Raw genomic sequence first — 14,120 nt, 5'->3', positions numbered from 1 at the left:
ATTCGCGTCACGCCCCGTCAGCTGCGTTCCGTAAGCAGCAGGAATAGCGCTCGCGGGGGCGGGAAGGGGGAACGAGGCGAGAATTTACGGCTCACATGTTCAACCGCTATGGTGCGGCAGATGTTGCACGCTGGTTATGAGCGGGCGCCGCTCCCCCCCGTCCGCCAGGAGTCCCCCTCCCAGACGCCACCGGTGTCCGCGGAGCAACCTGCGAAGTCGCAGCCCGCGAAGGCGCAGAAGAAGCCAGCAGCCAATCAGCGGGACCCGTTCTTCGACAACGCGAAGTACCTGACGATCGTGCTCGTCGGGATCGGCCACACGTGGGACCCGCTGCGCCACGACAGCCGTACGGCCGAGGCGCTCTACTTCGTCCTCTACACGTTCCACATGCCGGCGTTCATCATCATCTCCGGCTATCTGTCCAGGAGCTTCGAGGGCAAGCCGAAGCAGGTGCAGCGGCTGGTCACCGGGGTCGTCGTGCCCTACCTGGCGATCCAGTTCGCCTATACGTACTTCATGCGCTGGGCCAACGACGACCCGGACCGTGAGTTCCACTTCCAGGAGCCCGGGTTCGCGCTGTGGTTCCTGTGCGCGCTGTTCCTCTGGCGGCTGACGACACCGCTGTGGAAGAGCCTGCGCTGGCCGATGCCCGTCGCGCTGGCCATCGGCGCCGCCGCGAGTGTGACGCCGACCATCAGCAGCGACCTGAACCTGATGCGGGTGGCGCAGTTCCTGCCGTTCTTCGTGCTCGGCCTCCAGCTGCGCCCCCACCACTTCCAGCTGGTCAAGCGGAAGCAGGCGCGCTACCTCGCGGTGCCGGTGACGCTGTGCACGACGGTCTTCGCCTACTGGGCCGTGCCCCGGATGTCCAAGACATGGTTCCTGCACGACCAGGCCGCTGCCGACATGCACGTCCCCTCCTGGGCGGGCGCGGTGATGTACCTCGCACTGTTCGGCTGCGGCCTGGTGATGACGGCCTGCTTCCTCTCCTGGGTACCGCGGCGGCTGATGTGGTTCACGCCGCTGGGCGCAGGCACGCTGTACGCCTATCTGCTGCACATCTTCTTCATCCAGAGCTCGCGGCAGTTCGACTGGTACGAGATGGACTGGGTCGACCATCCGCTGAGCCGGGTCGCCATCACGCTGCTGGCGGCGGCGATGATGACGGTGCTGTGCACTCCGTGGGTGACCCGGATGTTCAAGTTCATCATCGAGCCGAAGATGGACTGGTTCTTCAAACGGGACCCCGGGGCGATGGCCCGCCGGAGGGAGTCCGGCAGGCCCGGCGCCCACCGCAAGAAGTAGTCCCGTCCCCGAGGGCTTCTTCCGGCCCCCTTCCGCAACTGCGGGAGGGGGCCGCCTCGTTGGGGGACTCCTCGTTGCTCCTGTGCTGCCCTCGCCGCCACCGTTCCGCGGCACTTTCGAACGTACGGACAGCGGGTGATCCGGAACCACCCGGTTTGCCGCCGCTGTCAGTCGCGGCAGATCAGCAGCAGGGCCCGGTCGTCGTTGACGTCCCGCGCCACCGACTCGATCAGGTGCCAGGCCGCGCCGTGGAAACTGGAGGCGACATAGCGGTCCGCCTCCCCGGTGAGCCGGTCCATCCCCTCGGTCAGATCGCGGTCGGCGGTCTCCACCAGCCCGTCGGTGAAGAGCATCAGCACATCACCGCGCCGCAGCGTCCCCTTGACGGGGTCGAACTCGGCACCGTCGTACACCCCCAGCAGCGGGCCCTCGGCGGCCTTCTCCTCCCATTTCCCCGACCCGGCGTTGAGCTGCATCGCCGGGACATGCCCCGCGGACAGCAACTCGTAGTCGCCGCTGTCCAGATCGAGGACCAGGTGCACGGAGGTGGCGAAGCCCTCCTCCCAGGACTGGCGCAGCAGATAGCCGTTGGCGGCCGGCAGGAAGGCGTGCGGGGGCAGCGAGCCGAGCAGCCCTCCGAAGGCGCCGGAGAGCAGCAGCGCCCGGGAGGCGGCGTCCATGCCCTTGCCGGAGACGTCGGTGAGGACCACTTCCAGGGTGCGGCGGCCAGGGCCGGTGCGCGCCGCGACGACGAAGTCCCCGGAGAAGGACTGCCCGCCCGCCGGGCGCAGCGCCATCTCGTGATGCCATCCCGCGGGCAGCTTGGGCAACTTGCTCTGCACCCTGATGCGTTCACGCAGGTCGAAGAGCATGGTGCCGCCGCGCCGCCAGGGCACGCCGACACGGCTGCGGAACTGCGCGATGAGCAGCCCGGAGAGCCCGGCCGCCGCGACGACCAGGATGGTGCCCGGTGTGACGCTTCCCGCGCCGTTCGCCAGCTGCCACGGTCTCAGCAGCAGCGACTCCACCATGAGGGCGATCGCGGCGGCGGCGTACAGCGCCAGCAGGCTGGCGGGCCGCAGCAGCAGGCCCCCCGCGATCAGCGGCAGCACGAGTGCCTCGGGGGCGAACCACAGCGGGTTGAGGATGGTGGCCCAGGCCAGTGCGGGGACGGTGAGCAGGAGGCCGGCCAGTGCCACCCGGTCGGAGGCGCCGCCTCTGAAGTAGTCGACGGCGGACTTGCGCAGGTTTGTACGGACCCGGTGCCATGCCTTGTACGCCTGGTGCGACCGGGCCGTCGCTGCGATGAGTCCCGCACGGCGTTCCGCCATGTTCAGGGAGCCTAGCCACCCCTTCGGCGGCCCGTCGATTCCCGGCACCGGTCAGGGGGCGTGCAGGCGCTCCGCGCACACAGGGGGCGGCGCGCCCGCGGATGAAATCGTTCGCCCGCGTTCGAACAGCCTGCTAGTGATGGCTGTATGACAAGTGAACCGCGGGTTCTTCAGCCGTCGGAGTGGGACGCCTGGTACGACGTGTTGCTGAGCGCCTTCGCCTCCGGGGAGTCGTCGGAAGAGCGGGAGCTGTACCGGGCGCTGACCGAGGTCGAGCGGTCGATCGGGATCTGGGACGAGGACCGGCCGGTGGCCACGGCGGGCCTGCTGTCCTTCCGGATGACGGTGCCCGGCGGCGCCGTCGTGCCGACGGCCGGGGTGACGATGGTGAGTGTGGCGCCCACGCACCGCAGGCGGGGTCTGCTCCGCTCGATGATGCGGCGGCAGCTGGAAGAGCTGCGGGCCGCAGGCGAGGAACCGCTGGCGGCGCTCACGGCGTCAGAAGCGGCGATCTACGGGCGCTTCGGGTACGGACTGGCGACGCAGGCCCTCTCGGCCCAGATCGACACCAGCAGGGTCGCGCTGGAGCTGCCCGCCGGCCTGGCGGCCGAGGCGGACGGGCTGCGGCTGCGCCAGTCGGACGACGCCGCATCACTGCTGGCGGAGTGCGAGGCCGCCTACGCTCGTGCGGTGCCCAGGCGTCCGGGGATGCTCCAGCGGCGCCCCGGATGGGAGCGGATGCCGCTGCTCGACCCGGAGCGCAGCCGGGAGGGTGCCTCGCCCCTGCGCTGTGTGGTGGCGCTGCGCGACGGGGAGCCGGTGGCGTACGCCCGCTACGCGGTGAAGATGCAGTGGACCGAGACGGACGCGCCGGACGGCGAGGTACGGCTGCGGGAGCTGGAGGCGCTCGATCCGGCCGGATATGCCGCGCTCTGGCGGTTTTTGTGGGGCATCGACCTGACGACGTCGATCGTCGCCGAGAACCGGCCGCTGGACGATCCGTGGCTGCACCTGGTGAGCGATCCGCGCCGGTGCGGGACGGCTGTCGGCGACTCGCTGTATCTGCGTCCGGTGGACGTCGGCGCCGCGCTGGCGGCCCGCTGCTATGCAGCCCCGTTGGATGTGGTGCTGGAGGTCGAGGACGCCTTCTGTCCGTGGAACACCGGGCGATGGCGGCTGTCGGGCGACGAGAAGGGGGCGGTGTGCGAGCCGACCCGGGACGCGGCCGATCTGTCGCTGCCCGTACGGGAGTTGGGGCGCGCCTACCTGGGCGGTGCCTCGCTGACGGCGCTGGCCGGCGCTGGGCTGGTGCGTGAGGAGCGGCCCGGTTCGGGGGCGCTGCGGGCGACGGCGGCGGCCTTCGCGAGCGAGGTACAGCCGTGGCTGCCGCACGGGTTCTGACCCGGCCGCGCCCCTCTCAGCGGCGCTGGCAGGTGGGGCACCAGAACAGATTGCGGGCCGCGAGTTCGGCGGTGGCGACGGGGCTGCCGCACACCAGACACGGCTGGGCGGCCCGGCGGTAGACGTAGACCTCACCGCCGTGGTCGTCCACGCGCGGCGGGCGTCCCATGGCCTCGGGGGTGTGCTCGTCGCGCACGGTGTCGATGCGGTTCTTACGCACCCCGTCGGTCATCAGCGTGACCAGATCCGACCAGATGGCTTCCCATTCGGCGCGGGTGAGATCGCGTCCGGCGCGGTACGGGTCGATGCCGTGCCGGAAGAGCACCTCGGCGCGGTAGACGTTGCCGACCCCGGCGACGATCTTCTGGTCCATCAGCAGCGCGGCGATGCTGGTGCGGCTGCGGGAGATCCGCGCCCAGCCGGCCTCGGGGTCCGAGGCGGCGCGCAGCGGGTCGGGGCCGAGCCGGTCGCTGATCGCCTGCTTCTCCGGCGCGGTCAGCAGCTCGCACCGGGTGGGCCCGCGCAGCTCGGCGTAGTGCAGCGGACCCTCGGGATGTACGCCGGGACGGGTGGCGAGGCGCAGCCGGATCTGTCCCACGGGCGCGGGCGGCGGGCCCTCACCGAAGCGGAGGGTGCCGTACAGGCCCAGGTGTATGTGCACCCAGCCGAGCGGGCCGAAGCCCAGGAACAGGTGCTTGCCGTGCGCCTCGGTGGCGGTCAGCGCAGCGCCGTCCAGCAGCGCGGCGCCGTCCGCGAACTTGCCCTGCGGGCTGGAGGCGTCCAGCCGGTGCCCCGCGAACCGGTCCGCGACATCGCGCGCGAGCCGGTGGATGGTGTGGCCCTCGGGCACGGCTCAGGACTGCGGGTGGTGGGCGGGGACGGGCGGCAGCTCACCGGTGCGCTGGTAGTCGGCGAGCATTCCGATACGCCGCTGATGGCGCTCGCCCTCGGAGAAGGGGGTGTTCAGGAACGTCTCCACGAAGGAGACGGCCTCCTCGGTGGAGTGCATCCGCGCGCCCACACTGACCAGGTTGGCGTCGTTGTGCTCGCGGGCCAGGGCCGCGGTCTCGGTGCTCCACGCGAGGGCGCAGCGGGCGCCGGGAACCTTGTTGGCGGCCATCTGCTCGCCGTTGCCGGAGCCGCCGATGACGATGCCGAGGGAGCCGCTGTCCGCGACGGTGCGCTCCGCGGCGCGGAGGCAGAAGGGCGGGTAGTCGTCTTCGGCGTCGTAGATGAGGGGCCCGCAGTCGACGGGCTCGTGGCCCGCTGCCTTGAGCCACTCGACGAGGTGGTTCTTCAGTTCGAAACCGGCATGGTCGGAGCCGAGGTACACGCGCATGACGCAGAGTGTGCCATCCCCGTCGGCCAGGGGACCGCGCAGGGCGCGGTTACGAGGCGTAGCAAGATGTGTTTCTCAGCCGTACGCGCCGTTTCCTCGATGTTCCGTAGGCAACAATCGGGATTCACCTCTTCCGTAGGGGGCGGTACGGGCCGTTACATGTGATCGCTCAATCCATGAACGACGCATAGGAGCCGGCTGCCCCATGAGTTCTCAGCACACCCCGCGTCCAACGTCGGGGGAGCCGCCGCAGAAGCCGCCGTCGCACCAGAACGGCGGCGACGGCCTCCAGGCGGGCCTCAAGAACCGCCATCTGTCCATGATCGCTATCGGCGGCGTCATCGGCGCCGGGCTGTTCGTCGGTTCGAAAGCGGGCATCGCGGACGCCGGCCCCGGCATTCTGCTGTCCTACGCGCTGGCCGGGCTGCTCGTCGTCCTGGTGATGCGGATGCTCGGCGAGATGGCCGCCGCCGATCCGGCCTCCGGGTCGTTCTCCACCTACGCCGACCGTGCGCTGGGCCGCTGGGCCGGGTTCACGATCGGCTGGCTGTACTGGTTCTTCTGGTCCGTCGTGCTCGCCGTGGAGGCGACGGCGGCCGCGGAGATCCTGGAAGGCTGGGTGCCCTCCGTACCGCAGTGGGGGTGGGCGCTGCTGGTGATGCTGGTGCTGACCGGCACCAACCTGATCTCGGTCGGGTCCTACGGCGAGTTCGAGTTCTGGTTCGCGGGGATCAAGGTCGTCGCGATCGTCGCGTTCATCGTCGTCGGGCTGATCGCCTTCGTGGGCCTGCCGCCCGCCGACCACTTCGCGGGCATGGAGAACCTGACCGATCAGGGCGGGTTCCTGCCCAACGGGCCGGGAGCGATCCTCTCCGGCATGCTGCTGGTCGTCTTCTCGTTCATGGGCAGCGAGATCGTCACGCTGGCCGCCGCCGAGTCGCCGAACCCGGTCACCGCCGTGCGCAAGGCCGTCAACAGCGTGATCTGGCGGATCGGCCTGTTCTACCTCGGCTCGATCTTCGTGATCGTCTCGCTGCTGCCGTGGGACTCCAAGGCGATCGCCACCGACGGCCCGTATGTGGCGGTGCTGAACGCGCTGGACATCCCGTACGCGGGCACCGTGATGGACATCGTCGTACTGACCGCCGTGCTGTCCTGTCTGAACTCCGGGCTCTACACCGCCTCGCGGATGGCCTACTCGCTGGGTGAGCGCAAGGACGCGCCGGCCTCCTTCGGCCGCACCAACGCGCGGGGCGTGCCCACCATCGCGATCCTGGCTTCGGTGGCTTTCGGCTTCGTCGCGGTGTTCTTCAACTACATCGCCAAGGACACCGTCTTCGAGTTCCTGCTGAACTCCTCCGGCGCCGTCGCGCTGTTCGTCTGGCTGGTCATCTGCGCCTCGCAGCTGCGGATGCGGCGCCGGATCGAGCGGGAGACTCCGGAGCTGCTGACGGTGCGGATGTGGCTGTATCCGTATCTGACCTGGGCGACCATCGCCCTGATCGTCTTCGTGATCGGCTATATGTTCACGGACCCCGACGGGCGCATCCAGATGATCCTCTCGCTGGCCGTCGCCGCCGTGGTGCTGGTGGCCTCGCTGGTCAAGGACCGGGTCCAGCAGGGGGCGGGCGGGCAGCCGGGCGCGCCGTCCGTGCCGAAGCCTGCTGCCGAGGCCGACCCGCTGGACGCTGCGGGCACTCCGGAATCCTCGCGCAGTTGACCCTCCCCACCATGTGTGCGGGCCCGGCGCCGTACGACGCCGGGCCCGCACAACGAGCGGATGTCAGCCCCTGCAGGCGGGGGTGCCGATTGCAGGCGGAGGGGTCAGCCCTTGCGGCCCGCCAGCTTCCAGGCGGCGGGCAGCGCGCCCATCGCCAGCGCGGCCTTGACGGCGTCACCGACCAGGAATGGCACCAGCCCGGCGGCGACCGCCTCGCCGACCGACATTCCGGTGGAGACCGCGAGGTAGGGGACGCCGATCGCGTAGGTCACCGCCATGCCGACGGCCATCGTCCCGGCCGTACGCAGCACGCCGCGGTCACCACCGCGGCGGGCCAGCGCACCCACGGCGGCGGCGGCCAGCAGCATGCCGAACACATAGCCGAGCGAGGGCATCCCGACCCCGGCGGACGCGTCGGCGAACCACGGCACCCCGGCCATGCCCGCCACCGCGTACAGCGCCAGGGCGAGGAAGCCGCGTCCGGCGCCCAGCCCGGCGCCGACCAGCAGCGCGGCGAAGGTCTGGCCGGTGACCGGCACCGGGGAACCCGGGAGCGGCACCGACAGCTGGGCGGCTATCCCGGTCAGCGCGGCGCCGCCGACAACAAGTGCGACATCACGGACCCGGGCGCGAGCAGTGCTGGAGGCGGGCAGCAGATCCGCGAGCACGGCTCCCGGACGCGGTGTGACTGCGGAAGTGAGGGCACTCATCTGGCATCTCCGTGAAGTGTGCGAGCTGGTGGAAGCAGGCACGGCCGCGCAAGACGACGGCCTCGTGCCCGACGACGCTAGCCGAAACCACTCGTGCGCCGAGCGTGAGCGGGGCGTGAGCTTGGTGACAGTGCGGGCGTACGCGGGTCCTGCGCACCCGGTTTCACCTCGGCTCACCGCGCGCTGCCGCGGTCGACCGCCGAAAAGCCACTGTCCGCAATGCGGAAACCACTGCACGATTATTGCTGTGCCGGGGCAGCCTCACGAAGACTGTGCCAGCAGTCTCCCCCAAGGCTGCGGGGGCACACGAACCGCTCTGTTCCCCGTTCACCACCACACACACTCCAGGAACGGCCACTGATGACGCGCACCGAGTCCTCCGACGCGCCACACTCCCCCGGCGAGCCCACCCGGCCCACCGGACCGCCGGACGGGACCGACCCCTCCCGCCGCTCCCTCGCGCACGGCCTCAAGCAGCGCCACCTGTCCATGATCGCCCTCGGCGGCGTCATCGGCGCGGGGCTCTTCGTCGGTTCCGGCGCGGGCATCGCCGCCGCCGGTCCCTCCATCGTCCTCGCGTACGCGGCCTCCGGCGCGCTGGTGATGCTGGTGATGCGGATGCTGGGGGAGATGTCGGCGGCCCGCCCGGCCTCCGGCTCCTTCTCCGTCCACGCCGAGCGGGCCCTAGGACCTTGGGCGGGTTTCACCGCGGGCTGGATCTACTGGACGCTGCTGTGTGTGGCCATCGCCACGGAGGCAACAGCCGCGGCGAAGATCATGACGGGCTGGCTGCCCGACACCGAACAGTGGATGTGGGTCGCGCTGTTCATGCTGGCCTTCTGCGCCACCAACCTGGCGCAGGTGCGCAACTTCGGCGAGTACGAGTTCTGGTTCGCCGCGATCAAGGTGCTGGCCATCACCGCCTTCCTGGTGCTGGGCGTGCTCGCGATAGCCGGGCTGCTGCCGGGCACCGACTCGCCGGGGGCCGCCCATCTGACGGGCGACGGCGGCTTCTTCCCCAACGGCGCCGACGGACTCATGGTCGGGCTGCTCGCCTCGGTGTTCGCGTTCGGCGGCCTGGAGACGGTGACGATCGCGGCGGCCGAGTCGGAGAAGCCGGTCTCCGGCGTCGCCAAGGCGGTACGTACGGCGGTGTGGCGGATCGCGCTCTTCTACGTCGGCTCGATGCTGGTGATCGTCACGCTGATCCCGTGGCACGACAAGTCGGTGCTCTCCGGCCCGTACGCCGCCGTGCTGGACTACGTCGGCATTCCGGCCGCCGCGCAGATCATGAATGTGGTGGTGCTGATCGCGCTGCTGTCCGCGATGAACGCCAACATCTACGGTGCCTCGCGGATGTCCTACTCCCTGGTGGAGCGCGGCGAGGGTCCGGCGTTCCTGAACCGGGTGAGCGCCCAGGGAGTGCCGCGCTACGCGGTGATCGCCTCGTCCCTCTTCGGCTTCGTCGCGGTGCTGTTCAACATCTTCTGGGAGAAGACGGTCTTCCAGTGGCTGCTGAACATGGTCGGCGCGGCCACGCTGGTGGTGTGGGGCTTCATCGCCGTCTCGCAGCTCATCACCCGCAACCGGCTGGAGCGCGAGGCGCCCGAGAAACTGGTGGTGCGGATGTGGCTCTTCCCCGCACTGACCATCGTCGCGCTGGCAGGCATCGCGGCCGTGCTGCTGCTGATGCTGCGTGACGGCGACACCCGCACCCAGCTGGGCTTCACCGCGGGTCTGACGGTGGTGCTGGCCGCCGTCGGATATCTGAGGCAGCGCAGGCAGCCGCGTACGCCGATCCCGGAGGACGCCTGACGAGGGTCGAGCTCTTGAGACGGTCTGAGCCGTATGCCGGGCGCCGCGTCCACCTGACGGCGCCTCAGCGATCCGGCGGGACCTAGGACTTCGGGTCGAGCCACGACGGGCGGAGCGCCCCCAGCGTGCTGGGGGCGCTCCGCTTTTTCACGCTCTCTTGCTGCTAGCTTCTTGTTGCAAGTAATATGCAATAGCGATCGAAGGGCGAGAGGGCATGTCGACAGCGACCTATACGTTGCCGGAGCTGCCGTACGACTACTCCGCACTGGAGCCGGTCATCAGCGGCGAGATCATCGAGCTGCACCACGACAAGCACCACGCCGGGTATGTGAAGGGGGCCAACGACACCCTCGAGCAGCTGGCGGAAGCCCGGGACAAGGACCAGTGGGGGGCGGTCAACGGGCTGGAGAAGAACCTCGCCTTCCATCTGTCCGGGCACATCCTGCACACCATCTACTGGCAGAACATGACCGGCGACGGCGGCGGCGAACCGCTGGAGAAGGACGGCACCGGCGAGTTGGCGGACGCCATCGCGGAGTCCTTCGGCAGCTTCGCCAAGTTCAAGGCCCAGCTGTCCAAGGCGGCCGCCACCACCCAGGGGTCGGGCTGGGGCGTGCTGGCGTACGAGCCGGCCGGTGGCCGGCTCATCGTCGAGCAGATCTACGACCACCAGGGCAACGTCGGCCAGGGATCGGTGCCGATGCTGGTCTTCGACGCCTGGGAGCACGCGTTCTATCTTCAGTACCGCAACCAGAAGGTCGACTTCGTCGAGGCCATGTGGCGCGTCGTCAACTGGCAGGATGTCGCGGCCCGTTACGCCTCCGCGAAGGAGCGCGCCAACAACCTGCTGCTGGCGCCGTAGCCGTACGGCGCCGCCACCGACTTCCTCCCTCGTGATCGTCTTCTCACCGTTCCGGGGGCGGAAGACGGCGAGGGCCCCTGCGTGGACGGGACACACGCAGGGGCCCTCGCGCTCCGGGCGAGCCGGCTCAGTCGAAGATCGGACCGATGTCGCGGGTGCGCTTCAGCTCGAAGAAGCCGGGGATGGAGGCCACCATCAGGGTGCCGTCCCACAGCTTGGCCGCGGCCTCCCCCTTGGGAGCCGGGGTGACCACCGGGCCGAAGAAGGCGATCCGGCGGCCGTCCGCGCCCGGCACGGCGATGACGGGCGTGCCGACCTCCTGGCCCACCAGCCCGATGCCCTCCTCGTGCGAAATGCGCAAGGCGCCGTCGTAAGCGTCCGAGTCGGCGGCGTCCGCCAGCGAGGCGGGCAGCCCGGCCTCCTCCAGCGCCTCCAGGATCACGTCCCGGCCCAGCGACCGCCTTCCCGGGTGGGCGCGGGTACCGAGCGCGGTGTAAAGCGGGCCCAGCACCTCGGTGCCGTGCTCCTGCTCGGCGGCGATGCAGACGCGCACCGGGCCCCATGCCTTGCCGCCTGGCCGCATATTGTCCCGGTACTCCTCGGGCATCTCGTCCAGCCGCTTCTCATTGAGGACGGCCAGGCTCATCACGTGCCAGTTGACCTCGACCGGACGTACCTTCTCGACCTCCAGCATCCAGCGGGACGTCATCCACGCCCAGGGACACAGCGGGTCGAACCAGAAATCGACGGGCGTCTTCTCCGGCATGCGTTCTCCTCAGCAGTGCGTTGGTGACAGGTGGCTTCAAACGTGATCTCGAACGCCGACAACGTCGCGGGCGGTCGCTCGCATTCCCGGGTATGCCGTGCCAGTGCCGCGTGCGATCCTGAGCAGGTTGTCGACCATGCGGTCCGCCCTGCCGGCCTGGGGCCGCAGCCGATGAGGAGAGGGAGCGCGGCGTGCCCGGAGAGAACCTGACCCGCACGGAGGCCCGGCAGCGGGCAGCGCTGCTGACCGTGAGCGGGTACGACGTGGCGCTGGACCTGCGCTCGGCGATCGAGCCGCCCCCCGCCACCGGACCGCGCACCTTCCGCTCGACGACGACGATCACGTTCGAGAGCGCCGAGGAGGGCGCCACCACCTTTGTCGACCTGGTGGCGCCGCACGTGCACTCCGTCACCCTCAACGGCGAGTCGCTGAACGTCGAGGAGATCTTCGACGGCGCCCGTATCACCCTGTCCGGGCTGCGGTCCTCGAACGAGGTGACGATCGACGCGCAGTGCGCCTTCAGCCGCACCGGTGAGGGCCTGCACCACTTCCTCGACCCCGAGGACGGCGAGGTCTACCTCTACACCCAGTACGAGCCGGCCGATGCGCGCCGCGTCTTCGCCAACTTCGAACAGCCCGATCTGAAGGCCCCGTTCGACTTCACCGTCACCGCGCCCGCGCGCTGGACGGTGCTGAGCAACGGCGTGCAGGAGGGCGAGCCGCGCCCGGTCGACGACGGAGCCTCCGCGCTGTGGCGCTTCGCCCGCACCCAGCCGATCTCGACGTACATCACCGCCGTCGTCGCGGGCCCGTACCACTACGTCGCCGACACCTACCGCCGCACTTTCGGTGGGGGTACCTCCCGTTCGAGCGAAGCCGAGAATGGGGGAGGCAGCGAGCTGGAGATCCCGCTGGGTGCCCTCTGCCGCAAGGGGCTGGCGCGCTACTTCGACGCCGACGACATCTTCACCGTCACCAAGCAGGGTCTGGACTTCTTCCACGACCACTTCGACTACCCGTACCCGTTCGGCAAGTACGACCAGGCGTTCGTGCCGGAGTACAACATCGGCGCCATGGAGAACCCCGGCTGTGTGACGTTCCGCGAGGAGTTCGTCTTCCGCGGCAAGGTCACCGACGCCTCGTACGAGGGCCGGGCCAACGTCATCCTGCACGAGATGGCCCATATGTGGTTCGGCGACCTGGTCACCATGGAGTGGTGGGACGATCTGTGGCTCAAGGAATCCTTCGCGGACTTCATGGGCGCGTTCGCGCTGGTGGAGTCCACCCGCTTCCGTGACGGCTGGATCACCTTCGCCAACCGCCGTAAGTCCTGGGCCTACCGCGCCGACCAGCTGCCCTCCACGCACCCGATCACCGCCGACATCCGGGACCTGGAGGACGCCAAGCTCAACTTCGACGGCATCACCTACGCCAAGGGCGCCTCCGTCCTCAAACAGCTCGTCGCCTACGCCGGAAGGGACGCCTTCCTGGAGGGCGCCCGGCGCTACTTCAAGCGCCACCAGTGGGGCAACACCCGGCTGGAGGACCTGCTGTCGGCGCTGGAGGAGACCTCCGGACGCGATATGGCGGAGTGGTCCAAGGCGTGGCTCCAGACCGCCGGGGTCAACACCCTCACCCCGCAACTCACCTACGACGCGGGCGGCCGGGTCACCGAGCTCGCCGTCCTCCAGGAAGCCGCCTCCGAAGCGCATCCCACCCTGCGGCCTCACCGGGTCGCCGTGGGCCTCTACCGCCGCGATCCGGCCCGCGGCGCCCTGGAGCGGTACGCGCATTCGGAGGTGGACGTCGCAGGCCCGCGCACCCCGGTCGCCGAGCTGGCCGGTGCCGAACGTCCCGATCTGGTGCTGGTCAACGACGCCGATCTGACCTACTGCAAGGTCCGCTTCGACGAGGTCTCCCTGGCGACCCTGCGCGAACACCTCGGCGAGCTCACCGATCCCCTGGCCCGCGCGCTGTGCTGGTCCGCGGTGTGGAACCTCACCCGCGACGGGCTGATGCCCGCGCGGGACTTCATCGGTCTGGTGCTCCGGTTCGCCGGGCGGGAGACCGAGATCGGCGTCCTGCAGATGCTGCACGGCCAGGCCAGGCTGGCCCTCGACCGCTACACGGCGCGCGCCTGGCGTGCCGAGGGTGGGCGGCTGCTGGCGGAAGGCGCCGTCACCCAGCTGCGGCACGCCGAGCCCGGCAGCGGGCACCAGCTGGCCTGGGCCCGCTTCCTGGCCTCCGTCGCCTCCGGCGAGCAGGAACTGCGCCTGCTGCAAGGGCTGCTGGACGGCACAGCGCGGATCGACGGCCTGGAGGTCGACCAGGAGCTGCGCTGGACCTTCCTGGAGCCGCTCACCGCCGAGGGCCTCGCCGACGAGTCCGATCTCCACGCCGAGCTGGCGCGGGACGACACCGCCTCCGGCAAGCGGCACCAGGTGCGGTGCCTGGCCGCGCGGCCCTCCGCCGCCGTGAAGGCACAGGCGTGGGCCTCGGTGGTGGAGTCCGACGCGCTGTCCAACGCCCTGGTGGAGGCGACGATCTCCGGCTTCGACCAGCCCGGGCAGACCGGGCTGACCGCGCCGTACGCGGCCCGGTACTTCGAGGCGCTGGAGTCCGTCTGGGCCACGCGGTCGATCGAGATCGCCATGGCCATCGTGCGGGGCCTGTTCCCCGCCGCACAGGGTGACCAGGCCACGTTGGACGCCGCCGACGCCTGGCTGGCCGGGCATCCGCACGCCGCGCCCGCGCTCCGGCGCCTCGTCGCGGAGTCCCGCGACGACCTGGCCCGCGCCTTGCGCGCCCAACGCGCGGACGCCGGGGTGTGACCGACGAGGGGCGCCCCGCGCTCAGGCCACCACGGGAAGC

General features: G+C 70.2%; 11 protein-coding genes. 6 read left to right on the top strand and 5 right to left on the bottom strand.

Features of this window, described 5'->3' with window-relative positions:
• Positions 1-108: 108 nt before the first annotated feature.
• Positions 109-1,305 (top strand): acyltransferase family protein, encoded by a 1,197-nt coding sequence (locus ACTWP9_RS30940; RefSeq protein WP_443249634.1) that lies wholly within the window; start codon positions 109-111, stop codon positions 1,303-1,305.
• A 167-nt stretch (positions 1,306-1,472) separates the two neighbouring features.
• Here ACTWP9_RS30940 and ACTWP9_RS30935 read toward each other — a convergent pair whose 3' ends face one another.
• Complete coding sequence (locus ACTWP9_RS30935; RefSeq protein ID WP_443249633.1) at positions 1,473-2,636, bottom strand: PP2C family protein-serine/threonine phosphatase; 1,164 nt, start codon at positions 2,634-2,636, stop codon at positions 1,473-1,475.
• A 147-nt stretch (positions 2,637-2,783) separates the two neighbouring features.
• Between ACTWP9_RS30935 and ACTWP9_RS30930 the strand changes: the two genes are divergently transcribed.
• Entirely contained in the window at positions 2,784-4,037 is a 1,254-nt protein-coding gene (locus tag ACTWP9_RS30930; RefSeq protein WP_443249632.1) for a GNAT family N-acetyltransferase, read from the top strand.
• A gap of 16 nt (positions 4,038-4,053) precedes the next feature.
• Here ACTWP9_RS30930 and ACTWP9_RS30925 read toward each other — a convergent pair whose 3' ends face one another.
• On the bottom strand, positions 4,054-4,887 hold the full coding sequence (locus tag ACTWP9_RS30925) for an Fpg/Nei family DNA glycosylase (protein ID WP_443249631.1): 834 nt from the start codon (positions 4,885-4,887) through the stop codon (positions 4,054-4,056).
• 3 nt (positions 4,888-4,890) lie between these two features.
• Positions 4,891-5,376, bottom strand: a complete 486-nt coding sequence (locus ACTWP9_RS30920; protein WP_443249630.1) for a ribose-5-phosphate isomerase — start codon at positions 5,374-5,376, stop codon at positions 4,891-4,893.
• A 205-nt stretch (positions 5,377-5,581) separates the two neighbouring features.
• Here ACTWP9_RS30920 and ACTWP9_RS30915 point away from each other — a divergent pair, with 205 nt between their 5' ends.
• Positions 5,582-7,096: an amino acid permease gene (locus ACTWP9_RS30915; RefSeq protein ID WP_443249629.1), complete on the top strand. Its 1,515-nt coding sequence runs from the start codon at positions 5,582-5,584 to the stop codon at positions 7,094-7,096.
• A 104-nt stretch (positions 7,097-7,200) separates the two neighbouring features.
• Here ACTWP9_RS30915 and ACTWP9_RS30910 read toward each other — a convergent pair whose 3' ends face one another.
• Positions 7,201-7,806, bottom strand: coding sequence for a biotin transporter BioY (locus ACTWP9_RS30910; RefSeq protein ID WP_443249628.1), 606 nt, complete (start codon positions 7,804-7,806; stop codon positions 7,201-7,203).
• A 360-nt stretch (positions 7,807-8,166) separates the two neighbouring features.
• Here ACTWP9_RS30910 and ACTWP9_RS30905 point away from each other — a divergent pair, with 360 nt between their 5' ends.
• Together ACTWP9_RS30905 and ACTWP9_RS30900 are read left to right on the top strand one after the other, a co-directional pair.
• A complete protein-coding gene (locus ACTWP9_RS30905) occupies positions 8,167-9,621 on the top strand; it encodes an amino acid permease (RefSeq protein ID WP_443249627.1) in 1,455 nt (484 codons plus the stop codon).
• A gap of 214 nt (positions 9,622-9,835) precedes the next feature.
• Positions 9,836-10,483 (top strand): superoxide dismutase, encoded by a 648-nt coding sequence (locus ACTWP9_RS30900; protein ID WP_443249626.1) that lies wholly within the window; start codon positions 9,836-9,838, stop codon positions 10,481-10,483.
• 127 nt (positions 10,484-10,610) lie between these two features.
• Here ACTWP9_RS30900 and ACTWP9_RS30895 read toward each other — a convergent pair whose 3' ends face one another.
• Entirely contained in the window at positions 10,611-11,249 is a 639-nt protein-coding gene (locus ACTWP9_RS30895) for a mycothiol-dependent nitroreductase Rv2466c family protein (RefSeq protein ID WP_443249625.1), read from the bottom strand.
• Between the two features lie 191 nt (positions 11,250-11,440).
• Here ACTWP9_RS30895 and pepN point away from each other — a divergent pair, with 191 nt between their 5' ends.
• Positions 11,441-14,080 carry an aminopeptidase N gene (gene pepN, locus ACTWP9_RS30890; protein ID WP_443249624.1) on the top strand — a complete coding sequence of 880 codons (2,640 nt, stop codon included), beginning with the start codon at positions 11,441-11,443 and terminating at the stop codon, positions 14,078-14,080.
• Positions 14,081-14,120: the final 40 nt, after the last annotated feature.

This window comes from Streptomyces sp. 3N207 (assembly GCF_052246355.1).
Taxonomy (GTDB): Bacteria; Actinomycetota; Actinomycetes; order Streptomycetales; family Streptomycetaceae; genus Streptomyces.
Note: the sequence above shows the minus strand (reverse complement) of the source record. Positions and strands in the feature narration are given on the sequence as shown.